The organism is Zhihengliuella sp. ISTPL4, assembly GCF_002848265.1.
Lineage (GTDB): Bacteria > Actinomycetota > Actinomycetes > Actinomycetales > Microbacteriaceae > Microbacterium.
Map to the genome: position 1 here is coordinate 2,055,790 of NZ_CP025422.1, position 25,827 is coordinate 2,081,616.

30 protein-coding genes and 2 pseudogenes are annotated in these 25,827 nt (G+C 66.8%); 12 read left to right on the top strand and 20 right to left on the bottom strand.

Annotation, left to right across the window (positions count from 1 at the left end; genetic code table 11):
* Positions 1-4 precede the first annotated feature (4 nt).
* The 7 genes from CYL12_RS09900 to CYL12_RS09925 all read right to left on the bottom strand — a co-directional run bounded on the left by CYL12_RS09900 (position 5) and on the right by CYL12_RS09925 (position 5,174).
* The gene (locus CYL12_RS09900) at positions 5-1,291 is read right to left on the bottom strand and encodes an ABC transporter substrate-binding protein (RefSeq protein WP_101847461.1); all 1,287 of its coding nucleotides are present in this window, start codon (positions 1,289-1,291) and stop codon (positions 5-7) included.
* Positions 1,292-1,472: 181 nt separating this feature from the next.
* A complete protein-coding gene (locus CYL12_RS09905; RefSeq protein WP_101847462.1) occupies positions 1,473-2,642 on the bottom strand; it encodes an ROK family transcriptional regulator in 1,170 nt (389 codons plus the stop codon).
* A gap of 321 nt (positions 2,643-2,963) precedes the next feature.
* Positions 2,964-3,155: a hypothetical protein gene (locus CYL12_RS17190; protein ID WP_158297142.1), complete on the bottom strand. Its 192-nt coding sequence runs from the start codon at positions 3,153-3,155 to the stop codon at positions 2,964-2,966.
* 65 nt (positions 3,156-3,220) lie between these two features.
* A complete protein-coding gene (locus CYL12_RS09910; RefSeq protein WP_101847463.1) occupies positions 3,221-3,718 on the bottom strand; it encodes a hypothetical protein in 498 nt (165 codons plus the stop codon).
* Positions 3,715-4,095 carry a hypothetical protein gene (locus CYL12_RS09915; protein WP_101847464.1) on the bottom strand — a complete coding sequence of 127 codons (381 nt, stop codon included), beginning with the start codon at positions 4,093-4,095 and terminating at the stop codon, positions 3,715-3,717. Before CYL12_RS09915 ends, CYL12_RS09910 begins: the two co-directional genes overlap by 4 nt.
* A 129-nt stretch (positions 4,096-4,224) precedes the next feature.
* Positions 4,225-4,602 carry a hypothetical protein gene (locus tag CYL12_RS09920; RefSeq protein WP_199399100.1) on the bottom strand — a complete coding sequence of 126 codons (378 nt, stop codon included), beginning with the start codon at positions 4,600-4,602 and terminating at the stop codon, positions 4,225-4,227.
* The gene (locus CYL12_RS09925) at positions 4,599-5,174 is read right to left on the bottom strand and encodes a type II toxin-antitoxin system VapB family antitoxin (protein ID WP_158297143.1); all 576 of its coding nucleotides are present in this window, start codon (positions 5,172-5,174) and stop codon (positions 4,599-4,601) included. Before CYL12_RS09925 ends, CYL12_RS09920 begins: the two co-directional genes overlap by 4 nt.
* Before the next feature lie 291 nt (positions 5,175-5,465).
* On the opposite strand from CYL12_RS09925, the gene CYL12_RS09930 reads away from it, so the two are divergent.
* Together CYL12_RS09930 and CYL12_RS09935 are read left to right on the top strand one after the other, a co-directional pair.
* On the top strand, positions 5,466-5,822 hold the full coding sequence (locus CYL12_RS09930; protein ID WP_286120530.1) for an ArsR/SmtB family transcription factor: 357 nt from the start codon (positions 5,466-5,468) through the stop codon (positions 5,820-5,822).
* A pseudogene (locus CYL12_RS09935) lies at positions 5,822-6,136 on the top strand (MFS transporter); the annotation flags it as partial. The gene CYL12_RS09930 and the pseudogene CYL12_RS09935, both read left to right, overlap by 1 nt.
* Here CYL12_RS09935 and CYL12_RS17430 read toward each other — a convergent pair.
* From CYL12_RS17430 to CYL12_RS09950, 3 genes and pseudogenes are all read right to left on the bottom strand, one after another.
* Positions 6,129-6,236: pseudogene (locus CYL12_RS17430) on the bottom strand (CopY family transcriptional regulator); the annotation flags it as partial. The pseudogenes CYL12_RS09935 and CYL12_RS17430 sit on opposite strands and share 8 nt — an antisense overlap.
* Positions 6,237-6,257: 21 nt before the next feature.
* Complete coding sequence (locus CYL12_RS09945; protein WP_233486703.1) at positions 6,258-8,456, bottom strand: heavy metal translocating P-type ATPase; 2,199 nt, start codon at positions 8,454-8,456, stop codon at positions 6,258-6,260.
* A 72-nt stretch (positions 8,457-8,528) separates the two neighbouring features.
* Complete coding sequence (locus CYL12_RS09950; RefSeq protein ID WP_101847468.1) at positions 8,529-8,789, bottom strand: YHS domain-containing protein; 261 nt, start codon at positions 8,787-8,789, stop codon at positions 8,529-8,531.
* A 192-nt stretch (positions 8,790-8,981) separates the two neighbouring features.
* Here CYL12_RS09950 and CYL12_RS09955 point away from each other — a divergent pair, with 192 nt between their 5' ends.
* The 7 genes from CYL12_RS09955 to CYL12_RS09985 all read left to right on the top strand — a co-directional run bounded on the left by CYL12_RS09955 (position 8,982) and on the right by CYL12_RS09985 (position 13,741).
* Positions 8,982-9,431 (top strand): DUF6153 family protein, encoded by a 450-nt coding sequence (locus CYL12_RS09955; protein WP_101847469.1) that lies wholly within the window; start codon positions 8,982-8,984, stop codon positions 9,429-9,431.
* 91 nt (positions 9,432-9,522) lie between these two features.
* Entirely contained in the window at positions 9,523-10,131 is a 609-nt protein-coding gene (locus tag CYL12_RS09960; RefSeq protein ID WP_101847470.1) for a DUF305 domain-containing protein, read from the top strand.
* Between the two features lie 143 nt (positions 10,132-10,274).
* A complete protein-coding gene (locus tag CYL12_RS09965; protein WP_053548208.1) occupies positions 10,275-11,114 on the top strand; it encodes a F510_1955 family glycosylhydrolase in 840 nt (279 codons plus the stop codon).
* Between the two features lie 154 nt (positions 11,115-11,268).
* Positions 11,269-11,529, top strand: coding sequence for a hypothetical protein (locus CYL12_RS09970; RefSeq protein ID WP_053548209.1), 261 nt, complete (start codon positions 11,269-11,271; stop codon positions 11,527-11,529).
* 117 nt (positions 11,530-11,646) lie between these two features.
* Complete coding sequence (locus CYL12_RS09975; protein WP_053548210.1) at positions 11,647-12,048, top strand: four-helix bundle copper-binding protein; 402 nt, start codon at positions 11,647-11,649, stop codon at positions 12,046-12,048.
* Positions 12,049-12,105: 57 nt separating this feature from the next.
* Positions 12,106-12,702 (top strand): DUF305 domain-containing protein, encoded by a 597-nt coding sequence (locus CYL12_RS09980; RefSeq protein WP_188700523.1) that lies wholly within the window; start codon positions 12,106-12,108, stop codon positions 12,700-12,702.
* A gap of 562 nt (positions 12,703-13,264) precedes the next feature.
* A complete protein-coding gene (locus CYL12_RS09985) occupies positions 13,265-13,741 on the top strand; it encodes a hypothetical protein (protein WP_233486704.1) in 477 nt (158 codons plus the stop codon).
* Positions 13,742-13,815: 74 nt separating this feature from the next.
* Here CYL12_RS09985 and CYL12_RS09990 read toward each other — a convergent pair whose 3' ends face one another.
* Complete coding sequence (locus CYL12_RS09990; RefSeq protein ID WP_017828519.1) at positions 13,816-14,205, bottom strand: heavy metal-responsive transcriptional regulator; 390 nt, start codon at positions 14,203-14,205, stop codon at positions 13,816-13,818.
* Positions 14,206-14,321: 116 nt separating this feature from the next.
* Between CYL12_RS09990 and merA the strand changes: the two genes are divergently transcribed.
* Positions 14,322-15,746, top strand: a complete 1,425-nt coding sequence (merA, locus tag CYL12_RS09995) for a mercury(II) reductase (protein WP_101847471.1) — start codon at positions 14,322-14,324, stop codon at positions 15,744-15,746.
* Between the two features lie 48 nt (positions 15,747-15,794).
* On the top strand, positions 15,795-16,457 hold the full coding sequence (gene merB, locus CYL12_RS10000; RefSeq protein ID WP_101847472.1) for an organomercurial lyase MerB: 663 nt from the start codon (positions 15,795-15,797) through the stop codon (positions 16,455-16,457).
* 503 nt (positions 16,458-16,960) lie between these two features.
* Here merB and CYL12_RS10010 read toward each other — a convergent pair.
* From CYL12_RS10010 to CYL12_RS10045, 8 genes are all read right to left on the bottom strand, one after another.
* Positions 16,961-18,874, bottom strand: coding sequence for a heavy metal translocating P-type ATPase (locus tag CYL12_RS10010; RefSeq protein WP_199399101.1), 1,914 nt, complete (start codon positions 18,872-18,874; stop codon positions 16,961-16,963).
* Positions 18,871-19,230, bottom strand: a complete 360-nt coding sequence (locus tag CYL12_RS10015; protein ID WP_016465417.1) for a Cd(II)/Pb(II)-sensing metalloregulatory transcriptional regulator CmtR — start codon at positions 19,228-19,230, stop codon at positions 18,871-18,873. Before CYL12_RS10015 ends, CYL12_RS10010 begins: the two co-directional genes overlap by 4 nt.
* Positions 19,231-19,325: 95 nt before the next feature.
* Positions 19,326-19,736 (bottom strand): arsenate reductase ArsC, encoded by a 411-nt coding sequence (locus CYL12_RS10020; RefSeq protein ID WP_016465418.1) that lies wholly within the window; start codon positions 19,734-19,736, stop codon positions 19,326-19,328.
* A gap of 22 nt (positions 19,737-19,758) precedes the next feature.
* Positions 19,759-20,757, bottom strand: coding sequence for a metalloregulator ArsR/SmtB family transcription factor (locus tag CYL12_RS10025; RefSeq protein WP_101847474.1), 999 nt, complete (start codon positions 20,755-20,757; stop codon positions 19,759-19,761).
* Positions 20,754-21,851: an ACR3 family arsenite efflux transporter gene (arsB, locus tag CYL12_RS10030; RefSeq protein WP_016465420.1), complete on the bottom strand. Its 1,098-nt coding sequence runs from the start codon at positions 21,849-21,851 to the stop codon at positions 20,754-20,756. Before arsB ends, CYL12_RS10025 begins: the two co-directional genes overlap by 4 nt.
* Complete coding sequence (gene trxA, locus CYL12_RS10035) at positions 21,848-22,174, bottom strand: thioredoxin (protein ID WP_016465421.1); 327 nt, start codon at positions 22,172-22,174, stop codon at positions 21,848-21,850. The genes arsB and trxA overlap by 4 nt, the downstream gene beginning before the upstream one ends.
* Positions 22,171-23,157: a thioredoxin-disulfide reductase gene (gene trxB / locus CYL12_RS10040; RefSeq protein WP_101847475.1), complete on the bottom strand. Its 987-nt coding sequence runs from the start codon at positions 23,155-23,157 to the stop codon at positions 22,171-22,173. Before trxB ends, trxA begins: the two co-directional genes overlap by 4 nt.
* A 121-nt stretch (positions 23,158-23,278) precedes the next feature.
* On the bottom strand, positions 23,279-24,580 hold the full coding sequence (locus CYL12_RS10045) for an NAD(P)-binding domain-containing protein (protein ID WP_101847476.1): 1,302 nt from the start codon (positions 24,578-24,580) through the stop codon (positions 23,279-23,281).
* A gap of 83 nt (positions 24,581-24,663) precedes the next feature.
* Here CYL12_RS10045 and CYL12_RS10050 point away from each other — a divergent pair, with 83 nt between their 5' ends.
* On the top strand, positions 24,664-25,023 hold the full coding sequence (locus CYL12_RS10050; protein WP_061015170.1) for an ArsR/SmtB family transcription factor: 360 nt from the start codon (positions 24,664-24,666) through the stop codon (positions 25,021-25,023).
* Positions 25,024-25,026: 3 nt separating this feature from the next.
* Here the strand turns inward: CYL12_RS10050 and CYL12_RS10055 are convergent, their stop codons facing one another.
* Positions 25,027-25,824 carry a hypothetical protein gene (locus CYL12_RS10055; RefSeq protein WP_158297144.1) on the bottom strand — a complete coding sequence of 266 codons (798 nt, stop codon included), beginning with the start codon at positions 25,822-25,824 and terminating at the stop codon, positions 25,027-25,029.
* Positions 25,825-25,827 lie beyond the last annotated feature (3 nt).

Below are 25,827 nucleotides of genomic sequence, written 5' to 3' on the forward strand. Positions count from 1 at the left end.
TGGCTCAGAAGCCCTTGATGCCGGCGGTCTTGCCGGCGGCCTGCCAGGCTGCGTCAACCTTCTTGATGAAGCCGGCGGCGTCGACACGGCCACCAACGAGCTCCTGGTAGGCCGCGATCAGCTCGCTTTCGGGCGTGGGGAATCCAGTCGCCGTGTCGAACGCACGGCCCGACTGGCCGTTCTCGACGTACTTCTGAATGTCCGCAATCGCGGCATCCGGGTTCTCAAGCTCGACATCGGTGAAAGCGGGAATCCCGGGTGCGGCAGCTAGGTGCGCTGCGACATTCTCGGGAGTGATCAGGAACTGGAGCAGGTCGGCAGCAGCGTCTTCGACCTTGCTCGCCGCGGCGATGTGCAGGATGTTCGGACGCGACAGTGCAACCTGGTTCTCACCGGCCTCGGTAGGAAGCGCGAAGAAGCCGATGTTCGCGTCGGTGTTCGCCTTGCGGATCTCGCCGATAGCCCAGGAGCCGTTGATGATCGCACCAGCGCTTCCGTCTGCGACGGACTTGATCGCGGTCTCGTACTTGGCAGTAAGCACGTCACTGTTGGTGAGGCCCGCGGAGGCCCACTCAGCGAGTGCGGTGTACTGCGGCTTCATTTCGGAGACATCGCCCCAGGTGGTCTCGTTGGTAGCGAGCTTCTCTGCCAGTTCCGGATCCTGGCCGAGCAGGTTGGCGTTGACAGAGTTGCGGTGCTGCAGCAGCGTCCATCCGTCAGCACCTGACAGGTAGAGCGGGGTGGTTCCCTCGGCCTTGACCTTCTCGAGTGCGGAGGTGAACTCATCCAGAGTCTTCGGCGCTGCCGCGCCAGCCGATTCGAAGACATCCTTGTTGTAGATGACTCCGAAGGAGCTCAGGCCGTCGGCGGCCGGGTATCCGTATATCTTGCCGTCTTCGGCGCGCATCGACTCGAGCACGCTCTCGGCCATGCGGTCAGCGAATGCGGACTCGTCCACTTCACGCATGATGGCGGACGGGTCGTCAACGTTGTCCTGGCCGGCGTAGATGTCGATGCCCTCGCCGCCCTGCAGGCGGGCGCGGACGGTGTCGTCGTACTGCTCGTCGGGGATCGCCTGGATCTCGACAGTGTTGCCGCTCTCCTTCTCCCAGGCCTTGACGTTGTCGGCGAATGCGCCGGTCTGCGCCCAGCTGGACGGAACGACGTAGACGACCTTCTGGCCGTCCTTGCCCTCTGCGTTCGCTCCGCCGCCAGCGCAGCCGGTGAGCGCGAGCGCTCCGGTCGCGACGATGCCGGTCAGGCTCAGCGTCAGTGCCTTCCTGCGGTTCATGCTGATCTCCTCATTGAAATGTGATGCTCGGGTCGGGTCGGGTCGGGTCGGGTCGCGTTATCGCACCCGGGCGGACCTGATTAAAGAAAGACTATTCGATAAGTCCGCTTGGAGCATTTCATCCGATGTCTACCGCGTTGTCAAGTCCGACGATCCGGACGCCTCGACAACGGGAGGAGGATCACCGTGTCGCGGGGGCGCCAGCCTCGATCAGCTGCTGGATCGGAGTGCCCGCTTCGCCGAAGAACTGAGTGTGGGCGGACTCCAGGGCGGCGATGAGCACCCCCGTCGCAGCGGCGTCTGCCCCGAGCTGTGCTTGAAGCAGGGGAGTGTCCTCCGGCGGTGAAACAGCCGCATGCACGGCGTTCGCCACAAGCTCGGCGACATAGTCGTTGGCCGATGCCGGACCGTATAGCACGACCACGTCGGGGTCGACGGCGATCAGCAGAGTGGCGATCTGTGCTCCTGCCGCGAGAGCGAACTCCTCGACCAGCTCGCGCGAGCGCTGATCTCCCGCTTCGGCGGCAGTCAGCGTTTCGAGGAAGTCGGGCATCGATGGCCATCGCTGCAGCATTCGGTCATCTGCCGACGCGACCAGCTGACTCATCTCGCCCGCTCGGGCATGACGACCGACGCGTACGGCACCGTCGATGATCAGTCCCGCGGACACCTGGTGCCATACGAGCGCAAGGACAACGTCGGACGCATCGGCGGCGGCCCCATGCCGGTGTTCTGCCAATGCTGCGGCGTTCAGGTCGTTCTGGAGCACGACGGGCACGTCGAAGACGCGGGCGAAAGCGTCTGCGACGTTCTGCCCTGTCCACTCCTTGAAGATCGGTGAACGAGTCATGAGGCCGTCCGGGGCGAGTGCGCCCGGGACGGCCGCGCCGATTCTCAGCAGCGGACCCAGATCGGCATGCGTACTGCGGATGTCGGCTACCCGCGTGACGAGCGAGCGCATCCTGTCGGTTACGCTCGTCCTGTCATCAGCCGTGAACACGTAGCGGGCTCGGACGACGTTCGCCATGTCGGCGACCACGATGCGTTCGTGATGCTTTCCAAGTTCGAGCCCGATCACGTATCCCGCGCGCGGGCTGACTGCGAATCGTGATGCCGGCCGCCCGGAGCTCTGCCCGCGCCGGACCACCCGCCCGACTTCGGTGACAAGGCCGAGCGCGATGAGGTCCTGGAGACGGTCTTTGATCGTCGGACGCGACAGGCCAGTCTCGGCCGCGATATCCGCGACGGTCGAGGGCCCGGAGTCTCGCAGCGAGATGAAGCAGCTTTCCAAGTTCTGCAGACGCACGAGCTCCAGACGGTCCTCGTTCGACATCGGCTCAGCGAGGACCATCTCGGCTCCATTCTGTGATGACCGGCAAGTGTGGCCACGTTCGACGGAGCGCACGTGTGAGTTCCAGCATCTCTCATGTGAGCTCGCATCAGCACCACCGCGGGCGGCCGGGTGTCCGGTCGCCCGCGGCGATTTCGTCGCGCCGTTGGCTCAGCTCTTCGGCTCGAGCACGGTCAACGCGTCGACAAACGGAGCGTATCCACTCGACGAGCTGCCGGAACATGCAGTCGCTCGTGCGGATCGCCGAGGCGCTCGAGGTGGAGCCGGGGGTTCTGCTGGAGGGTGTCAGCTCAGGGATGTTCGCGCAGGAGCGGTGAGCGCTCAGAAGACCCGAATACTGAAGCGATCGGCAGCTGCTCTGAGCGCTTCGTCGGTGACGTGGATCGGCTCTGGCGACAACGTCAGGATGTCCGGCGTCGCCGGGTGATCGAGCCAGAACGCCTTGCACCACGAGGCGCCGTGCTTGCTGCCGAAGTGGATGCCCTGGGACGGCAAGCCAGTATCGAGGGGCATGCCGTGTAGGTGGTCAGCGATTGCCGTAGTGATCTCTCTCGCTTCGCCGCGCAACGTGCCCGTGGTCAGGTGTCCACGCCGAGCCGACCGAGCTCCTCACCCATGAACGTCTCGATGGCCGCGATCGAGTCAGGGTGCTCGATGTCGATGAGCCAGGTGTCCGGGATGACCACCGGGATCATGCCCCGGTGGAATCGCCAGCCGGCTGGAACAGCGCCAAGGCCCATGAAGTCGCGCTCCGACCACTCCATGGCGATCTCTTCGATGTAGGCCTCGAGGGTCATGTCATGGAACGCGGCGTCCTCGCTCAGCGGATCGGATGAACCATTCGGCCGCTTGAAGAACGCAAGGACCTCGGCATACGCGCATTCGCGAGTCTCTGCCACGTAGTAGGTCTGTCCGGGAACGTCATAACGATTCCACGATGTGCGGGAGCTGTCTGCGGCATCGCGCGGCGCTCCCGACAGCGCGGGATAGTCGCCTTTGCCAACGTGGAACCCGTAGACACCTGCATCCGAGATCAGATGCAGACCTGTGACGTCGCAGGTTCGCTCGAGTCTCACTCGTCGATTGCTCCGGCAATGAACGATGTCACTGCATCAGCGACCTCAACGTGACGGTCTTCGCGAATCGCCGTGATCGGCGTGTTCTCCCCGAGGAACGGGTTGCCACCGATGAACCACTGCCGGGCGACATGCTCACCATCGGCCGCGGACAGCGACGTCCACTGGCGGTGCGCGAACGTGAGGCGACGCGCAAACTCGGGCCGCGGTTCCGGGCCGTCCTCTTTGGCCCACCGAATCGGCAGCTTGCGATCCTTCGAGCCCGCCAACGATGCGACGAGCGTCGGACCAAGTGCGGCGTTGAGCTCACGGACAATCTGATGGATGTCCATGCGCATGGTGCGCCCGTGCTGGGCGGCGGGCGTCAGGATCTCCATATGTTGATTCTACTACTTTCCATCCCGAAAGCCACTCGAAATCCACCCGATGCGTAGACAGCTACCCCGCTGGTAAGCGCGCCTGGCGCCACCGCGCGCATGTCTTCAGCGATCTCGAGTTGTCCAACGTCATCCGATGTACGCGAACGACTTCGCCGCGGCGCTGACGTCGCGGGCATCCTTGAGAGGATCGCCTTCACGCAGCAGCTGGGCTGGCGCCTGATCGTTCAGAGCCGGGTTAAGGCTCGTGAACCAGGACTGGACCGTGGAGGTGTCGTACCACTCGCACAGGAGCGCTGCTGCATAGAACGCGTGGCGCAGCCGCTCGCGGTCTACCTCTCCGGGTTCGCCGGCATCGTCTGCCCACGACGTGACCGAGCGTGCAGCCTCGACGCCGCCGATGTACGCAACCAGCCGAACGCCGATCATCTCCCGCAGCTGCACGATCAGCTCAGCGAAGGGCAGCCTGATCGAGTCTTCGTAGGCTCGCGGGCCAGGAAGCCTCACCAGTGGACGCTCCATGAGCGTCCGGCCACATCAAGGAGCCGGTCCCCTTCGCCAGCGTGATCCGCGGGCCGATCGCCGCCGAAGTAGATGGTCGGCGTCATCATCCAGAAGAGCACGTCGACGGCGCCCATACTGTGCTCCCTGGCCAGTTCCAGCAGCGGCTTCACCCACGCTTTGATGGTCCCGGTCGATCGATCGAACTGGAAGCCCGGGTACAGGTAGCCGTTGTTGCGGACAACGCCCAGCAGCTCTCCGCGATTGCGGCGGATGGAGACGAACTCGCGATTGCTCTTGCTGGCGCCCAGCAGAGCGCCGACTTCGCCCGACTTCAGGAGGCCGAACTCGTCAGCGATCTCACGCCAGACGTTCTCTGTCGCCTGGGCGGCGCGAGCGGTGGCCGGATCCACAACCGAGCGCAGGCGGGAGAGGGCGTTCTCGAGTTCGGGCTGACGTCGCATCGCGATGAGGGCGCGCAGGGCGAGATCTACCGTCTCGCGGTCGGAGGTTGTGCCGGCGACCTTCTTGGCCTGCTTCAGTGTGTCCTCGTCGATATCGACGGATGTCGTGGCCATAGCTGCTCCCGACGCTCGTGTACTGAGCACTATAGGAGCACGGTGCGCCATTATGTCGCGGCGCCCGGATCACAACGCCACGGGATACCGAGGCGTCATCCCATCGGCCACCATGCGACCGGCGCTCTCGACGTGATCTGCCATGCGTCCATCGCGGTGACGGGCGGGCAGCATGTGGCCCTTCTCGCTCGCGCACCGCGGACACCGATGCGCCAGAGACGAGAAGCGATTGGCGTAGTGCCGGCGGACGCCGCCTCGTCGCAGACCCACGTGCCGCATGCGGGGCAGTGCGTGGTGGTGCTCGTGCTGAGAGCCATAGCGGCAGTCCTTCGGGTCGAGGTGTTTTCGATGCTCGCGGATGCGACGCGGGTGCGGATCATTCTCGCGCTGCGGGATGAGGAGCTTTCGGTGAACCACCTCGCCGATATCGTCGACAAGTCCCCCGCTGCCGTCTCCCAGCACCTCGCGAAGCTCCGCCTGGCGCGGATCGTGCTGGCGCGGCAAGAGGGCACGAAGGTGTTCTACCGGCTCACGAACGAGCACGCCCGGCAGCTCGTCGCGGACGCGATCTTCCAAGCACAGCACTCGCTGAGCAACGACCCTCCGCACCACCGCGGCGAGCACCCCTCGCCGGAGGACCGCCGCTGATGCTGCGCGTTCTGCGCAACGTCACCTATGCGAAGCTGTTTGCCGCGCAGGTGATCGCCCTGTTGGGCACGGGGCTTCTCACGGTCGCGCTGGGACTGCTCGCGTTCGATATCGCGGGGGACGCCGCGGGGTCCGTGCTCGGCACGGCACTGAAGATCAAGATGGTCGCCTATGTTGGCGTCGCGCCCCTGATTGCGGCAGTGGTAGACCGGTTGCCGAGGAAGGCGGTGCTCGTGGCGGCCGACGTGGTGCGGCTGGTGATCGCCCTGATGTTGCCGTTTGTCACGGAAGCGTGGCAGATCTACCTGCTTGTCCTTCGATGCGCTTGAGGCGTGCGAGATAGCGGGCTTTGTCAGTGATGTACCCGTGGTCGCCGTGGTCGCAGGACGTTGTGGGGTTGGCAGTATCAGTCATCTGGGTCTCCGGGCGGTGTCGTCATCGATTCAGAATGGCGCGGGTCGTGGTGTCGGGACGCAGATCGAGTCGGCGCAACAGCTGTGCGTTGAGGGCGACGACGATTGTGGACAACGACATGAGGATCGCTCCGACCGACATCGGCAGCACGAAGCCGATGGGGGCGAGGATGCCGGCGGCGAGGGGCACGGAGATGAGGTTGTAGCCGGCGGCCCACCACAGATTCTGCTTCATCTTCCGGTACGAGGCCCGTGATAGTTCGATCACGGAGAGCACTGAGCGAGGGTCGTCGCTCGCGAGGATGACACCGGCGGAGGCGATCGCGACATCTGTACCGGCCCCGATCGCGAGTCCGACGTCGGCCTGCGCGAGGGCGGGGGCGTCGTTGACGCCGTCGCCGACCATCGCGACTTTCCGGTCCTCGTTTTGGAGCTCCTGGACCTTGGCGGCTTTGTCTTCGGGGCGGACCCCTGCGAAGACGCGGTCGATGCCGAGGTCCTGGGCGACTGTGTGCGCGACGGCTTCGGCGTCGCCGGTGATCATCACGACCTGCACGCCGAGCGCGTGGAGGGCGTCGACGGCTTCGCGGGATTCCGTACGCACCTCGTCGGCGAGCTTCAGGGCACCGAGAACGCGCCCATCCTGGGTGACATGCAGGATGATGGCGCCATCTGCACGCCACTGATCGGCGATCGGGAGCTCATCCGCACTCTCCTCGGACAGCAGGTGCGGTCCGCCGACCCGGACAGTCGTTCCCTCGACGGTTGCGGTGACGCCCACGGCGGGTGATGACGTGAAGTCCGCACTGCGTGGCACAGTGAGTTGCTTTCCGGCAGCCGCGCGGACGATGGCCTTCGCAAGGGGGTGCTCGCTGTCGGCCTCGGCCGCCGCGGCCAAGACGAGAACCCGGTCGGGGTCGGCGCCGTCAACGGCGGAGACTTCGGAGACGACAGGCTCACCCTTGGTGAGGGTGCCGGTCTTATCGAACAGCACCGTGTCGACGGTGCGCATGCTCTCCAGGGCGAGCCGGTCCTTGACGAGCACGCCCCCGCGCGCGGCGCGTTCGGTAGCGATGGAGACGACCAGCGGAATGGCCAGGCCCAGCGCGTGCGGGCAGGCGATGACCAGAACCGTGATCGTGCGGATGACAGCAGCATCGGGGAACCCGATGAGCGTCCACACGATCGCCGTGGTCGCCGCAGCGCCGAGGGCGAACCAGAACAACCACGCGGCGGCCGTGTCGGCGAGACGCTGCGCGCGGGAAGAGGAACTCTGCGCCTCCGTCACCAGGCGCTGGATACCGGCCAGCGTCGTATCATCACCGGTCGCGGTGATCTCCACTCGAAGACCCGAGTCGGTGGCTACGGTTCCTGCCGTGACCTGGTCGCCGATGCTGCGTTCCACGGTGCGGGATTCGCCGGTGACCATCGACTCGTCCATGGATGCGCGTCCATCGACGATACGTCCGTCTGCGGGGACGCTTCCACCGGGCCGCACGACCACGACATCGCCGACGACGAGGGCGGCGGGCGAGACGGTGACGACCTGGTCGCCCTCAACTCGTTCCGCCTCATCCGGCAGGAGGGCGGCGAGGGAGTCGAGCGCCGACGTGGTCTGCGCGAGAGAGCGCATCTCGATCCAGTGCCCGAGCAGCATGATGACGATGAGGAGGGCGAGCTCCCACCAGAAATCAAGTTCATGGTGCAGGATGCCAAGCGTCGCACCCCAGGAGGCGACGAACGCGACCGTGATGGCCAGACCGATCAGCAGCATCATGCCCGGCTGGCGAGAGCGAATCTCACTGACCGCGCCGACGAGGAACGGCTTGCCGCCCCAGACATACATGATCGTGCCGAGCACGGGCGACACCCACGAAAGACCCGGGACGTCGGGAAGGGCATAGCCGAGGATCATCGAGAACATGCCAGAGAGCGCGACGGTGGGCACAGCCAGGACGAGCATGATCCAGAACAGCCGCCGGAACTGGCCGACGTGGTCGCCATGTCCCGCATGCCCGCCGTGTCCACCGTGGCCGGACGGTGCGCCGTGGCCCTCGTGCGACGTCGACTCGCCATGCTCATGCGGGATTGCACGATGGTCCGTCTGCGAACCGTGCGCTGTGGCGGTCACCGCGGGAGGGTCCGACGGAGCGTGGCCGTGCGCCACATGATCGTGATCGGCGTGTGCGTGGTCCGCGCCGCCACTGTGCGGGGTGCTCATGGACATATCCTCCTGGGAGTTGGTGAACGGTGCAGGTCAAAATGCTGCAGCCTGCACGTGACTGCCGCTGTTTCAGACGGCGGCGGTGGCGTATCTGGCTGGGTCAGCGTCGAATGCGGGGCCGCATCCGGCGCAGCAGAAGTAGTACCGGTTGCCTCCGTAGTCGCGGAACAAGCCGGCGGCTTCCGCGTCCGCCTTGACGACGGTGCTGCCCACCATGACGGGGCATTCGGCGTACTCATGCGCGGACCGGGTGAGAAGGTCCTTGCGTCCTTCGGCAGAGACAGCGCCAGGGTTGTGGCCGCAGCAGGATCCCATGATGGAGTCGGACATGTGATATTCATCTCTCGATCGGTACGGACGGGATGTCTTACGCCCAAACCATATACCCCTATGGGGTATCCCGGATACGATGGGTAGATGGTTGCGGCCTGTCTCCCGCTATCCGCGTGCGAGGCCGGTCGCCACCCGATGAGGCGCATAGTCCGCGGTGTTAGCATTCTGAACAGGATGAAGGGTTCCCACATGCATGCCGCGTTTCGCAGCGCACGCCCGCAGCTGTCGGTGCGCGCGGTGTTGATGCTGGGCGCGGCCACGCTCATGGTCATCGTCGGGCTGCTGGCGATGCATACCTTCACCGCCGAACCTGCCGGGCACGGCTCAACCGGGCTCACCCACTCAACATCCTCAGCAGGCGACGAGCACGTCACTGACGTGATGGGCAGCCCCGACAGCGCGGACACCGCCTGCGATGGGCCCTGTCACGTAAGCACCGGGACCGGCCAGGGCCACAACGACATGCTGGCGGCGTGCGTGCTCGCGCTGCTCGCTGGTCTCCTGCTGCTGCTTCCTCCGACGCTGGTCCACGGTCGCGGCCTGCCCCTCCACCGCGTGACGATCCCGGTTAGGTGGGATGCGACCAGTGTCCTTCCGCGGGCTCCTTCGCTCACGTTCCTTTCGATAAGTCGCACCTGAGTAGTCGCCGCCGATCCGAGCGGTCGGTTTCGCGGCGCCCCCTGGCGCCGTTACTTGCGCAACCCTCATACGACTTATCGAAGGAACAATTATGAACAAGAAGATCCCCCTCGCTGTCAGTACCGGCATCCTGACACTCGCGCTGGCGCTCAGCGGCTGCGCGGACAACAGCACCGCACCGTTTAGCGAGACCACCTCCCCGTCGCAGTCGTCGTCGACCTCACAGGCGACTGAGGCGGATGAGATGTTCGTCACGATGATGATCCCGCATCACCAGCAGGCCATCGAGATGTCCGACATCCTGCTCGCCAAGGACGGCGTCGACGCACGCGTGGTCGAGCTCGCCGAACAGATCAAAGCAGCGCAGGGTCCCGAAATCGACAAGATGCTCGGATGGCTCGAAGACTGGGGCGTGGACTACGCCCCTGACTCCATGGGCGGCATGGACCATGGGTCAATGGGCGGTGACGACAGCATGATGTCCGAAGAAGACATGACCCTGCTGGAGAACGCAGACGCCGCCGAGGCCAGCCGTCTGTTCCTCGAACAGATGATCGTGCACCACGAAGGTGCCGTCGGCATGGCGCAAACTGCCCTTGACGAGGCGCAGAACCCGGACGTCCTCGACCTCGCACAGCAAGTGATCGACGATCAGACCGCAGAGATCGCCACAATGCAGGAACTCCTGGAACAGCTCTAGGACCCGGGCGGGCCGAGAAAACGTTCGGCCCGCCCTCACCTGCCACCTCTTTGCCACGCCCTCGACATCCATTACATGTCGGTGCGCTCCTGCCGCGCGCGCCGCGAAGCCAGGCCGTCCCGCGGCCGCCACCGGAAGCCATCATGAAACGCTCACTCCTTCTCGCCACTGCCACGGTGACCGCCCTCGCCGTCATCGCCACCGGCTGCACCGCAACACCGCTCGGAAACCCCGACTCGGCACCCCGCATCGACCACATCCACGGCATCGCCGAAGACCCACGTGGCGATGACCTGCTCATCGCCACGCACAACGGCATCTTCACCCTCGACCCCGGCGGGAAGATCTCCGGCCCGATCGGCGGACACGATTTCGACGCCATGGGATTCACCGCCTGGAAAGACACGCTGTTCGCGTCCGGACACCCCGGGGAAGACACCCCGCCTGAACTGGGAGCCCCGAACCTCGGCATCATCCGCAGCGACGACTACGGGAACTCCTGGTCCCCGATCGCCCTCAACGGGACCACCGACTTCCACGTCCTGACCGCAGGACCCGACGGCGTCCTGTACGGCATCCCTTCCAGTCAGGTGAACCTACTCACCAGCACCGACGAGGGAAGCACCTGGACAGAGCGTGCACCCCTCGGCGCCGCTGATCTCGCCGCCACCGAATCCGGCGTGTACGCCGCCGCCGAAGAAGGCCTCCTCCTCAGCACCGACGGCGGCAACACCTTCACGCCCGTCGATGCGGCCCCTGTCCTGTACGCCCTGGAGGCGCGCACGGACGGCACCCTTCTTGGTGCTGGTACGGACGGCGTCCTGTGGTCACAGGACGAAAGCGGTGCCTGGCAGCAGCTGGAATCGCTGCGCGGCGCCGTGCAAGCCCTCTCCGTCATCGACGAGCGCATCATCCTCGTTGACGACCGTGGCATCGTCGAGATCTCCACAAACGGCACGACCGTCCTCAGCCCCGCCCAATAGGGGGGCGGATACCGACAAAGCCCCGCGCTCCAAGACTTCTCATGAACAAGCCCAAGAACCCATTGCGGAATCTCACGTTCTTCATCACAGCCGCGACGATCGCCGTCGCCCTCCTCGCCATCGCCAGTTTCCTCACGATCGGAGCGATCTTCCAATGACCCGCGCCGGAACCCACCCGCTCGATCCTGTGCGAACGCATCGACGCCTCGTTCGCCTCGGGTACGTGCTCCTGGCCACGGGCCCGGTCCTCGCACTCGCGCACTTGCTGAGCGACACGCAATCGACCGATGCCGCCTGGTGGACCTACACAGTCGCCAGCTACGACATCGCGCTGATCATCGTCATGGCTGCCGTGGCATTGATCCTGCGGGATCCCCCGCCTGGGGGAACGGATCAGCGAGACACTGCGCCCTGAGCGTTGAGGCCGCATCACGGCTGGGGTTACCATGCCCTCCCGGGGTATTCAACGGGGTGTCGCAGGCGACACCGTGATCGTAGTTTGAGAGTTCCAGGACGACGAGAGGATTCGATCATGACTGTCGTGGCAGAAATGCTCCGCTCCTATCCGAAGGACCTCGGACAGGTCGACCAGAAGGCGCTCGTGGACTGTATCGAGGCCTGCATGGACTGCGCCCAATCGTGCACCGCATGCGCGGATGCGTGCCTGAGCGAGGAGATGGTCTCAGAGCTCACGAAGTGCATCCGCACGAACCTGGACTGCGCCGACCTCTGCGACACCACCGCGCGCATCCTGTCCCGACACACCGGCTACGACACCAACCTCACCCGGGCAGCCCTGGAAGCGTGCCGCACCGCGTGCGCGAGCTGCGCCGACGAGTGCGAGAAGCACACCATGCACGAACACTGCACCGTGTGTGCCGCGGCCTGCCGGCGATGCGAAGACGCGTGCGCCACACTCCTCGCAACCCTCTGAACCGGACGCTCGTCAACCGCGCGACGCGCAACCAATCCAGACGAACAGGTGAATCACATGTCACAGGACGCCCATGAAGGAAGCGAACGACAAGCAAAGGACAAGAAGCACGGCTCGCTGAAGATGTACCTGCGTTTCGCGGCGATGATCCTCACCGGCATGGTCGTGATGTACTGGACGATGTTCGCCGGAGTGTGGGAATGGGGACACATCCGCTTCAGCGAGAGCCGCATATTCATGGCCCTCACCATGGGCGGCGCCATGGGCCTCGTCATGCTCGCCTGGATGCTGAACATGTACAAGAACACCAAAGCGAACATCGCCGTCGTCATCGTCAGCGTCCTCCTGCTCGGAGGCGGCGTCGCGCTCGACCGTAGCCAGATCACCGTCGACGACACCGCATACATGCGGGCCATGATTCCCCACCACTCCCTTGCGATCACCAGATCTGAACGAGCGCAGATTCAGGACATCCGGGTCTGCGAGCTCGCCGTCGGAATCAGCGAAGCTCAGCGGCGAGAGATCCTAGAAATGGACTGGCTGATCGACGATATTGAACGCAACGGACTCGCCACGACACCCGAGGACGCGCAGAACCGGCCCGTTCCCGACTTCGACCGGGCTGCCGACCGTGAATGCACCGACGACGAGTAGCGACGCCCGGGCGCGGCCCAGATGTCTGCGACGAGATAGTCACCAAGGTCCGCTGAAAGTCCCCACCGAATGAGTTTCGGAGAGCCACTGCGGCAGCTCGCCGTGAGACTCTAACCGAATCAGTCAGAAACGATGGGTTGCGCGACACCTGCCGTCGCCGTTCGCGAACGGACTGCGTGTGTCTCCGCGAGATCAGCCGGAAACCCTTGCCGTTTGGTGGTTATGACGAACGTTTGTGGCAGGCCTTCCGAGCCTTAGTTCTGGACCGCGCCGAAAACGATCGTTTTCGGCTGGAGTCGAATCCGCCTTCGGTAGATTCTGCGCATGAGCGAGGAAACGAATCCAGCAGCACTGGTCGAGCATCAACCGCGCGAGCGGCGAAACGCTGACGACATACCCGCAGCGATCTCTCGACGGCTTCCTCACCGGTTCGCCCTCACAACGGGATGCCCTCGCGCCGTTCACCCGGTGGCTGCGACGGCACCGCCTGAGCCGCCTCCGGGTCGAGTTCCGCAGCCATCGCCTCGAAGGGCGCGACTACGCCGCCGACCATCGGTGGACGATGGCACGCGCGTTCATCACGCGAGACGACATGGATCCCGTGACGCGAGTCAGCGGATTGCTCGTCCTGTTCTACGGGCTCCACCTGACCCGCATCGCAGCGATCACCCGCGCACAAGTCGATACGACCGCGCGCCCCATGACGCTGACGGTCGGAACTGAACCGATCGAGCTGCCCGAAGTCCTCGCCGAAGCAATGGTCCAGCTGCTCGACGGCAACCGCTCCGACACTTGGCTCTTCCCGGGCAGGAACCCGGGCCGACCGATCACCCCCGGGCCGCTCAGCCGTCGACTCCGTCAAGAAGGACTCCTCGCCGGCAGCGCTCGTGTCACCGCGCTGATGGACCTCACCCGACAACTGCATCCTCGAATCGTGTCCGACCTGCTCGGCATCACGGCGTCATCAGCTGCCGCCTGGGCACGCCTCTCCGGGGGCGAATGGTCCGACTATCCCGCGCTGCGCTCAACCTCGACCTGAGCACCAATGGCCTCCCGCTGCGCTTGCGCCTCCAGTGGGACTGCCTGGATTATCGGACAGACCCCCGGGCTTGGCTACAGATAGCGGCAGACCTGATCCGAGCTGCACGTGTCGGGCTCGACGTGCTCGGCCTGGTCGCGGAGCCCGGCGAGGGTGTCGCGCAGGTCGTGGAGCTGCCTGAGCTGCTGGTCGATATCGGTGAGGCGTGCGTCGAGGAGGTCGCGGACGTGGCTGCAGGGCGCTTGGCCGTGGTCGCGGATGTGGAGGATCTGCTGGATCTGGGCGAGGGTGAGTCCAGCGGCTTGGCCGCGGTGGATGAAGTCGATTCGGGCGATGGTCTCGGCGGTGTAGTTGCGGTAGCCGCTGGGCGTGCGCCCGGCCGGCGGCAGGAGCCCCTGGTCCTCGTAGAACCGCAACGTCTTCGCCGTGGTGCCGGCCGCGTCGGCGAGCTCTCCGATCCGCATTCCCCGCCCCCCCCTTTTCGCTGGTCGCAAATTTCGTGCTTGACCTTCCCCTGTGGTGGAAGGTTCATGATGAGTGTATCAGCGGGATGTTCCAAGATGTCCAGGGAGGAATAAGGATGCCATCGAGGTTTGATCTGGCCGTGATTGGGTCGGGTGGCGCGGCATTCGCCGCGGCGATCCGCGCCACCACACTGGGAAAGTCGGTGGTGATGATCGAGCGCGGCACGTTGGGCGGCACGTGCGTGAACACGGGGTGCGTTCCGTCCAAGGCGCTGCTCGCGGCCGCCGAGGCCCGCCACGTGGCCGCGGATGCGGGCTCCCGGTTCCCGGGGATCGCCGCCACCGCTGGCCCGGTAGACATGCACGGGCTGGTGGGTGGCAAGCAGGACCTGGTCGAGGCGATGCGGAGTGAGAAGTACATCGACGTGGCAGAAGCCTACGGCTGGCCGGTCCGCCAGGGCGAGGCGGCGTTCGCCGGCACGCCGGATGCGTCGGTCCTCGAGGTCACCGCCGCGGACGGCACCGTCGAAACCATCGAGGCCGCCCAATACCTCATCGCCACAGGCTCCCGCCCGTGGGCTCCTGCCATCGAGGGGCTGGACGGCGTCGACTTTCTCACCTCGACGTCGGCGATGGAGCTGTCCGAGGTGCCTGACTCGCTGCTGGTGCTCGGCGGGGGCTATGTGGCGCTGGAGATGGCACAGTTGTTCGCCCGGCTCGGCTCGAAGGTGACTCTGCTGGTGAGGTCCCGGCTGGCGTCGAAGGAGGAGCCGGAAGTCTCCAAGGCGTTGCAGGAAATCTTCGCCGACGAGGGCATCCGAGTGGTCCGCCGCGCCATCCCCACCCGCGTCACCCGCGACCCGGGCACCGGCCAGATCGTCGCCGCGGCCGAGGTCTCGGGCGGCGTGCAGGAGTTCCGTGCCGACGAGATCCTCGTCGCGCTCGGCCGCGCCCCGGTCACCGACGGGCTCAACCTCGAGACCGTGCAAGTGAAGACCGGCGAGGCCGGAGAGGTCGTGGTCACCGACCAGTTGCAGTCCTCCAACCCTCGCGTCTGGGCGGCTGGGGATGTCACCGGGCACCCCGAGTTCGTCTACGTCGCAGCCCGGCACGGCACGTTGGTCGCCGAGAACGCCTTCACTGACGCCAGCACGTCGGTCGACTACACGCGGATGCCGCGGGTCACATTCACGAGCCCTGCCGTCGGCGCGGTCGGGATGACCGAGAAGGAGGTCATCGCGGCCGGGATCCGCTGCGACTGCCGTGTCCTGCCACTGGAGTACGTGCCCCGCGCGCTGGTGAACCGGGACACCCGCGGGTTCATCAAGATGGTCGCCAACGCGGACACCGGCGAGATCCTCGGCCTGACCGCGGTCGCCAAGGACGCCGGCGAACTCGCCGCCGCAGGTGTCCACATCCTCGGCAAGACCATCACCGAGGTCGCCGACGCGTGGGCCCCGTACCTGACCACGGCCGAAGGCATCCGGATCGTCGCCAAGGCCTTCACCACCGATGTGTCGATGCTGTCCTGCTGCGCCTGACCGCGCGCCAGACAGCGGATCCACCCCATCAGAAACTGGAGCCTCGCCATGACGCCCCTCACTACCGACCTGACCGATCGGCTCGCCCGGTCCGAGGAGACAGCCCTGCTGGTTCCGCTCCTGCGGCTGCTTGTCGCCGGTGACCCGGTCACCATCGAGCAGCTCGCGACCGCCACCGCTCTCACCGCCGACGAGGTCCGCACCCGCCTCGCCGCGTCACCGGACACCGAGTACGACGACCAGGGGCGGATTATCGGTCAGGGCCTGACCCTGCGCCCCACCACCCACCGGTTCACCGTCGCCGGTAAGGAGCTCTACACCTGGTGCGCCTTCGATACCCTGATCTTCCCCACGCTCCTCGATCGGCCCGCCCGGGTCGAATCGATCTCCCCGGCCAGCGGCGACACGATCCGCGTCACCGTCGACTCGACCGCCGGTGTCACTAGCGTGGAACCGGCGACCGCGGTGGTGTCCTTGGTCAGCCCCGAGGCCATGCACTCGATTCGCTCCTCGTTCTGCAACCAGGTCCACTACTTCGCTTCCCGCGAGGACGCCGCCGGATGGCTCACGGAACACCCGATGGCCCAAATCCTCACGGTCGCCGATGCCTTCGAGGTTGGCAGCACCCTGATCACCGAGATGCTCGAGCGCCCCCGGACCGGTGCCGACGAACTGTCTGGAAGCTGCTGCGGTCCCGAGACCTGCTGCTGAGACGGCACCACGAGAGGACAGAACACCAATGCCTCCCAACCAGGACGACCAGCGAGGCGGCCGTGGCCTGCTCCTTGGGGCCGTCGCCGCACTGCTCGTGGTCGGCTGCTGCGCCCTCCTTCCACTTCTCGTCGTCGGAGGCACGATCACAGGGATCGGCACCCTCCTCCGCAACCCGTGGGTGATCACGGGCGGTGCCGCACTCCTGATCCTCGCGGTGGTTGCAAGCATCGTGATGACAGCGCGTGCCAGGCGACACCGCCGCGAAAACGACCCCGACTGCTGCCCGCCCCTTCGCCCGACCATAACGAAGACAGACCCGAGGCGAAGGGAAACCGGAACCAAATGATCATGGCCATTAGACCCCGGCATACGGCCCGCCCGATAGGCCCCTAGCCAGCAGGCAAGTCGCCGATCAACGCGCGCGAACTCTGATGTGAAATCTAAAGGTCATCCGCATGGTCCCGGATCAAGCCGTCACGCGGCGGCGACGTCCTGCGCGGTCACGTGCTTGCCTTCCGCGTCGACGCGGCGCGCAGGCCATTGAGGATCACGACGACCTCGGCGATCTCGTGCACGAGCACCACGGCGGCGAGGCCGAGGACGCCGAAGAGGGCGAGCGGGAGCAGGGCGCTGATGATCAGCAGCGACAGGATGATGTTCTGGTTGATGATGTGCCGTCCGCGGCGGGCGTGGTCGAACGCGCGCGGCAGCAGCCGCAGGTCGTGGCCGGTGAAGGCCACGTCGGCGGACTCGATCGCGGCATCGGAGCCGGTCGCGCCCATCGCGATGCCGATATCGGCAGCGGCCAGGGCGGGGGCGTCGTTGATGCCGTCGCCGATCATCGCGACCGAGCCCTTCGCACCGAGCTCTGCGATCGCGGCGGCCTTGTCTTCGGGGCGCAGCTCGGCGCGGACGTCATCGATCCCTGCATGCGCAGCGAGGGCGCGGGCGGTGCGGGCGTTGTCGCCGGTGAGCATGGTCACCCCGATGCCCTGGGTCGCGAGGGTGCGGACCACTTCAGGGACCTCGGGGCGCAGCTCGTCGCGGACGCCGATCGCGGCGACCGGGACGCCGCCGCGGTGGACGATCACGACTGTCATGCCCTGCTCTTCCAGCCCCGCGACCCGGTCGCCGAGGGTCCCGGCGTCGAGCCAGCGCGGGCTGCCGACGGTGATCCGCGCGCCGTCGAGCTCGCCTTCGATGCCGTGACCTGCCTGCTCGGTCACGCCCTCGGCTGCAGGGGCCTCAGGCGCTGCAGCGGTGATCGCGGCCGCGAGGGGGTGGGTGCTGTGCTGCTCCAACGACGCCGCCCACGCCAGCGCCTGCGCCTCGGTCACGCCGTCGGCGGTGAGCACCGCGGTGACGGCGGGCTCGTTGCGGGTCAGGGTGCCGGTCTTGTCGACCGCGACGTGGCGGATCACGCCGAACCGCTCGAACACGGCCCCGGACTTGATGATCACGCCGAACTTGCTCGCCGACCCGATGGCGGCCACCACGGTCAGCGGGACCGAGATCGCCAGCGCGCAGGGCGATGCCGCGACCAGCACGACGAGTGCGCGGGTGATCCACAGCTCCGGGTCGCCGAGCAGCGACCCGATGATCGCGACGAGAGCGGCGAGGATCAGCACGCCGGGCACGAGCGGGCGGGCAATGCGGTCGGCGAGACGGGCGCGGTCTCCCTTCTCCGCCTGCGCCTTCTCCACCAGGTCGACGATCGTGGTCAGCGAGTTGTCCGTGCCGGCCGCGGTCGTCTCGACCTCCAGCGCCCCCGCGGTGTTGATCGCACCCGCCGACACGGCATCGCCGGGCTCGACCTCGACCGGGATCGACTCCCCCGTGATCGCGGACGTATCCAGGCTGGAACGTCCCGTGCGGACGACGCCGTCGGTCGCGATCCGCTCGCCCGGCCGCACCAGCATCAACTGACCGACAGCCAGGTCCTTCGCGGCGACCTCCACCGAGACGCCGTCGCGGCGGACGGTCGCGGTCTCCGGGACGAGCTTGAGCAGTGCCCGCAGCCCGCCGCGAGCACGGTCCATCGCCTTGTCCTCCAGCGCCTCGGCGATCGAGTACAGGAACGCCAGGGCGGCGGCCTCCTCGACGTAGCCGAGGATCACCGCGCCGACGGCGCTGATGGTCATCAGCAGGCCGATGCCGAGCTTGCCCTTGAACAGCTTCCGGATCGCGCCCGGGGTGAACGTCGACGCGCCCAGCAGCAGACCGATCCAGAACGCCACCAGTGCCGGGATCTCCATCCCGGACCACTCCAGCGCCAGGCCGGTGAGGAAGGCGACGCCGGAGAAGACCGGGACCATGATCCCGCGGTCCCGCCACCAGGGGCGCTCAGCCTCCTCGGCTTCATCGCCTATGACAGTCTCGGGCTCGTCGTGCTCGCAGCCGCACGCCGCGCTCACTCGCCTGCTCCCGTCCCGCAGCAGCCCGGCACGGTGCACGAAGAGTCCACGCAGGGAGCGTGCTCGTCGACAGCAAGCGTCACGTCCACCAGTGCGGTGAGCGCCGCCGCGAGGTGCGGGTCGGCGATCTCGTAGCGCGTCTGCCGCCCCTCAGGCTCGGCGACCACGATGCCGCAGTCGCGCAGACAGGTCAGGTGGTTCGAGACGTTCGAGCGGGTCAGCTCCAACTCGCGCGACAGCACGGCCGGATAGCTCGGGCCGCCGAGCAAGGTCATCAGGATCCGGGAACGCGTCGGGTCCGCCATGGCCCGGCCGAGCCGGTTCATGACGTCGAGGCGAGAAGCAATAGTCAGCATGCACTGATTATACAGTGCTTGCTGAACTTACGAGGCAAGGAGGCTGTCGACGGAGAGACGAGGTCCCGGGGACAGTGCACGGCAATCGGAGTCGCTCAGACGAGTTCGCTGACCAACTGTTCGATGCGGGTGCGGATCTCGTCGCGGATCGGACGGACGGCGTCGATGCCCTGCCCGGCCGGGTCGTCGAGCTTCCAGTCCTCGTAGCGCTTGCCGGGGAAGAACGGGCACGCATCGCCGCAGCCCATGGTGATGACGACGTCGGAGGCCTGCACCGCTTCGGTGGTGAGGACCTTGGGCTGCTCGGCGGTGATGTCGATCCCGAGCTCGCCCATGGCCTCGACGGCGACGGGGTTGATCTGGTCGGCTGGCATGGACCCGGCGGAACGCACTTCGATGCGATCGCCTGCGCGGTCGCGCAGGAATCCGGCGGCCATCTGCGAGCGGCCGGCGTTGTGTACGCAGACGAAGAGGACGGAGGGCTTGGGTGCGGTGGTGTCGATCATGGTGGCTCCTGTGAGGGATGGGTCAGTGGGTGAGTTCGTTGACGAGGGCACGGACGCGGCCTTCGATGTCGTCACGGATGGCTTCGACGCCTTCGCGCGAGGCGAGGGCGGGGTCCCCGACCGCCCAGTCGTCGTAGCGAACCCCGGGGATGATGGGGCAGACGTCGCCGCAGCCCATGGTGATGACGACGTCGGCGGCGCGGACGGCGTCATCGGTGAGGGGCTTCGGGAAGCGCGCGGCCGCGGCATCGCCTTCGATCTCGGCGAGGATCGAGCGCACGTGGGGGTGGATGATCTCGGCGGGGCTGGATCCGGCGGAGCGGGCGATGACTTTGCCGCCGGCGATCTGGTTGACCAGGGCCGCGGCGAGCTGGGAGCGGCCGGCGTTGGCGACGCAGACGAAGAGCACTTGCGGGACGGAGTGGTTGCGGTCTCTGGTGATGTCTGCGAGTCGTTGCCTGGCGAAGCGTTCGGTGAGAGGGACGAGCGCGCCGGTGACTTTCGCGGTACGGGCCAGCGACGTGTAGGACTCACGCACGATGCTCAGCACAGTCTCCGGGGCGAGCTCGGGGATCTCGGCGGCGAGTTCGTCGGCGAGGTGGGTGATCCGGATGTCGAAGTCTGGGCGGATGTCGCGATCTTCGCTGTTCCCGTCCTCGCTGGGCGCCGTCATGGTCGCCGGGGCGAAGGAGTCCAGCAGGGCGGTGACGGCGCTGCGGCGGCTCGGGTTGATGCGATACCAGACCCATGTCCCGCGGCGTTCCGAGGTGAGCACGTCGACGTCCTTGAGCACCTTCAGGTGGTGCGACACGGTCGGCTGTGACACGTCTGCGAGCTCGGCGAGGTCGCAGACGCAGGACTCGCCGCGCGGGTCCGAGGCGATCGCAGAGAGCATCCGCAGTCGCAGCGGGTCGGCGAGTGCCTTCAGGGTCGCGGCCACCGTGCCGGCGGCCTCCTGGCCGATGGCGTGCGTGGCGACCGGGCTGCAGGCGTCGGCCGTGCCGGCGAGGGTGAGGTTCATGAGGTGATCCTTTCGCCGGTGTACGGATCGGTGTGGAACCAGGCTCGGGCCGCCCAGAGTGAGACGTAGACGAGCCCGACCAGGACGGGCACTTCGATGAGCGGGCCGACCACGCCGGCGAGGGCCTGGCCGGAGGCGGCGCCGAAGGTGCCGATGGCGACGGCGATCGCGAGTTCGAAGTTGTTGCCCGCTGCAGTGAAGGCCAGCGAGGTGGAGCGGGCATAGTTCAGCCCGAGTGCCTTGCCGGTGAGGATGCCGGTGAACCACATGATCGCGAAGTACGCCAGCAGCGGGATGGCGATGCGCGCGACATCCAGGGGATGGGACGTCACCTGCTTTCCTTGCAGAGCGAACAGCAGCACGATGGTGAACAGCAGCCCGTACAGCGCCCACGGTCCGATCACGGGCAGGAACTTCTCCTCGTACCAGTCGCGGCCGCGGCGCCGCTCGCCGATCCACCGGGACGCGAAGCCGGCGACCAGCGGCACGCCGAGGAAGACGAGCACGTTCAGCGCGATCTGCCAGACCGAGATCTCCAGCCCCTGGGTGTCCAGCCCGAGCCACCCGGGCAGCACGGTCAGGTAGAACCAGCCCAGCAGCGAGAACGCGACCACCTGGAACACCGAGTTGATCGCGACCAGTACGGCGGTCGCCTCACGGTCGCCGCAGGCGAGGTCGTTCCAGATCACGACCATCGCGATGCAGCGGGCGAGCCCGACGATGATCAGTCCGGTGCGGTACTCGGGCAGGTCGGGCAGGAAGATCCAGGCCAATGCGAACATCACGGCCGGGCCGACCAGCCAGTTCAGCACCAGCGAGGAGATCAGGAGCTTCTTGTCTCCCGTGACGGCGGCGATCCGGTCGTAGCGGACCTTCGCCAGCACCGGGTACATCATCACCAGCAGTCCGAGCCCGATCGGCACCGAGATGCCGCCGACCTCCATCCGGCCGAGCAGATCCGACAGCGCCGGCACGAACCGCCCCAGAAGCAGACCCGCGACCATGGCGAGCCCGATCCACAGCGGCAGCCACCTGTCCAGTGTGGAGAGCCGCCGGGTTGCGGCCCGGGCAGGGGTGGTGGTTGCGGTGGTCATGCGAGCAGTCCTTCGATCTTCTCGGCGATGACAGGCTTCGGGTGCGCGCCGATGAGGATGTCCGTGCGTGTGCCGTCGCGGTAGAAGCCGAGAGTGGGGATGGAGGTGACGCCGGCGGCGATCACTGTCTCGGGGTTCTGGTCGGCGTCGACCTTGACGATCTTCACGCGCCCCTCGTACTCGGCAGCGAGCTGCTCGAGCAGCGGGGCGACCTGCCGGCACGGCCCGCACCAGGTGGCCCAGATATCCACCACGACGGGGAGGTCGGAGCCGAGGACCTCGTCCTGGAACGTCGCGTCGGTGACGGCGGTGAGCGTGCTCATGCGAAGACCTCCTCGATCTCGGTCAGGGCGTCCAGAGGCGCGGTCGCGTTCTCGAAGGCGGCGAGGAAGTGCTGGGCGTCCTGCGCTGCGGCGCAACCTGTGCCGGCGGCGGTGATCGCCTGCCGGTAGGTGTGGTCGACGAGGTCGCCGGCGGCGAAGACGCCGGAGAGGTTCGTGCGGGTCGAGGGGTGATCGACGAGTACGAAGCCGGCGGCGTCGGTGTCGACCGTTCCGGTGACGAGCTCGGAGCGGGGGTCGTGGCCGATGGCCACGAAGAGCCCCGTCGCGGGCAGGTCGCGCTCGGCGCCGGTGACGGTGTCGCGAAGCGTGACGGACTCGAGCTTCTCGGCGCCGTTGAGGCGTGCGACTTCGCTGTTCCAGGCGACCTCGATCTTCGGGTGGTCGAGAACGCGCTGCGCCATGATCTTCGATGCCCGGAACTCGTCGCGGCGGTGGACGATCGTCACCTTGGAGGCGAAGCGGGTGAGGAACAGGGCCTCCTCCATCGCGGAGTCGCCTCCGCCGACGACGAGGATCTCCTGCTCGCGGAAGAAGAACCCATCGCAGGTGGCGCACCAGGACACTCCGCGGCCCGTGAGGCGCTCCTCGTCCGCGAGGCCGAGCTTGCGGTACGCCGACCCCATCGCGAGGATCACCGCGCGGGCGTGGAAGGCCTCCCCTGCACCCGTCTCGATGACCTTGATCGGTCCCTCGAGGTCGACGCGGATCGCGTCATCGAGGAGGATGCGGGCACCGAAGCGCTCGGCCTGCTGACGCATCGACTCCATCAGTTCCGGGCCGTTGACCGGGTCGACGAAGCCGGGGAAGTTCTCCACCTCGGTCGTGGTCATCAGTGCGCCACCGGTCGTCACGGAGCCGGCGATCACCACGGGCGCCAGGTTCGCACGGGCCGCGTAGATCGCAGCGGTGAACCCCGCAGGGCCGGACCCGACGATGACCAGCTCAACCTCTTGAATCGACATGCTTCTATATTGACATCAATCTATGCAAGGCGCAATCGGCGCTGGCGTCGTTCACCGACTCTTCACCTGGACACGCGAAGAGGGCGGCCTCCCACGGGAAGCCGCCCTCTTTCCGAGACCGTCAGCCGACGGTGACGGGGCGCGAGCCGATCTGCAGCACGGACGGCGTGGCGCAGCAGCTGCTGCCTTCGGCGTCGAAGCCGCCGGCGCCGCCGCACACTCCGGTGTCGGGCAGGACAAGCTCGTTGCGGTCCGCGGCCTCATGGTCGCCGGCAAGGTGGGCTGCGACGCTGCGCACCTGCTCGTAGCCGGTGAGCGCGAGGAAGGTGGGGGCGCGGCCGTAGGACTTCGCACCGACGATGAACAGGTCCTTCTCCGGCTGTGCGAGCTGGCGTGCGCCGGTCGCTCCCACCGAGCCGCAGGAGTGGATGTTGGGGTCGATCTCCGAGGCGATCCCGGCCACGGCGTCCAGCGATCCGTCGAGCTCGATGCGCACCTCCCGCAGGATGCTGGTGTCGGGGCGGAACCCGGTGAGGGCGAAGACGCGCGTGACACCCGAGATCTCCTGGCCGTTCTCGGCGAGGATCGTGAGCGTGTCGCCGTCCTGCTGGAACTCCGCGACGCGGAACCCGGTGACGACCTCGACGACGCCGGCTTCGATGACCTTGCGTGCGCGGGAGCCGAGTGCGGCCCGCTCGGGCAGCTCATCTCCCGTTCCGCCGCCGAACACGTTCGTTGCACTCCCGCGGCGCAGCAGCCAGGTCACCTTGGTGCCCGGCTCGCGACGCGCCAACTCACTCAGGCGCAGCACTGCGTGCGTCGCGGAGTGGCCGGCGCCGACGACGACCACGTGCGAGCCGGCCAGCTCGAACACGTCGTCTGGGATCCGGTATGAGATGCGCTCCGAGGCAGCCGTCTCGCCGACCGCGGGGTATCCGTCAGCGCCCGCGGGGTTCGGAAGTGACCACGTGCCGGTCGCGTCGATTACAGAGCTGGCGAGGATGCGGCCATCACGGCCGTCCTGGTCGACCGTGTGCACGACGAACGGCTGCGCCTTCCGGCCGCTCGCGACGACCTTGTCTCGACCCTGACGAGCGACACCGGTGACGGTCGTGCCGTAGAGCACCCGGTCGCCCAGAGCGTCGGCGAGCGGGGAAAGGTACTCGCTGACCCACTCAGCCCCGGTCGGGTAGCCGCTTGCTGGCGCCGTCCAGCCGGTCGGCTCGAGAAGGCGTCGCGCTGCGGCATCGGTGAGCTCCGGCCACCCGGAGAACAGTCGCACGTGTCCCCACTCGGACACGGCAGCACCGGCCGAGCCGCCCCGCTCGACGACCACGGCGTCAACGCCGCGTTCGGTCAGGTGGGCGGCTGCAGCCAGGCCCTGCGGACCGGCACCGATGACGACGACAGGAAGCTCAGACATCACATCTCCTCAGATCGAAAAACTTCAATACGAGAACACTCGCTTACCTATCGAAGTTTGTCAATACGTGTCAGACTATCCGCATGAGCCTTCCCGTGACCATCGAGCAGAGCACGTGCTGCGTGCCGCGCATCACCGCATCGATCACCCCCGAGGAGGCCGAGCGTTCCGCTCGGGTGTTCAAGGCCATCGGTGATCCGACCCGCGTGATGCTGCTCTCCCTTATCGCCGGCACCGAAGGCGGCGAGGCCTGCATCTGCGACCTCATCGAGCCGGTCGGATTGTCACAGGGGACGGTCTCGCACCACATGAAGCTCCTCACCGACGCCGGGCTTGTCACCCGCGAACAGCGCGGGAAGTGGGCGTACTTCGCGCTCAACGACGGGGCGCTCGAGGCGGCCGCGGATGCGCTGCGACCTGCCGCGCTGGGCAGTGCGAACTAGTAGTCAGCGACGCACGGCTGGGTAGTTCGACCAGATCCCGCCGGCTTTGCTCTTACGCCGGTCCGCCGTGTGGTTGCCGATTCCGATGACGTCGGCAACCACGGCCGAGGGCATCCGCATGCTCAGCAGGTTCATCCGGGTCTCGCGTGACACGCGTGGACGGATCCCGAGTTCCGTGAGGCGCAGCCTGATGTAGGCCGCAGTCATGTGAGCGCCGGGCGAGAGTCCCTCGAACAGCCAGCTCGATTCCCCCGCGGCGTATCCCCGTCGCGGCGCGGCGGAGAGGTGCCGTCTGACGATGTCCCCGACCCGGTCATCGAGCACGACGGGCGTGACCCCGAACCGCACGGTCACCTGCGCCCTGGTGGCGTCTACTCGGTCGCGAGTCATACTGACGGCGCGTCCGAGGATCTGCGCATAGAGGAGCATGAACAGCCCTGCCACGCGCACTTCCAGTTCCACATCTTCTCCGTTGAGCAGAAGGTCGATATCGCGCGACAGCTCCTCCTCGGTCACGTTCGACATCGTGTTTCGTGCAGCCCGGACGTTGGTGGCGAGGTCGCCCGTCAGCCGCGTCTTGGTCGCCCACCGCACGAAGTGCTCCACGGGCTCTCGCGTCTTGACGCGGGCGATGTAGTGATCGAGCGTGCGTTGATCAAGGTCACTGACGGCGAGCCCGCGAGCATCCATCCAGGTCAGGAACCGGACGACCGCGGCCAGTTTCCCGCGCTGGCCGATGAAGGCCTCGTTGGACAGGTCTCGATCGCGGTCTCGATAGCGCCTGTGAAGCTTGGGCAACACGTC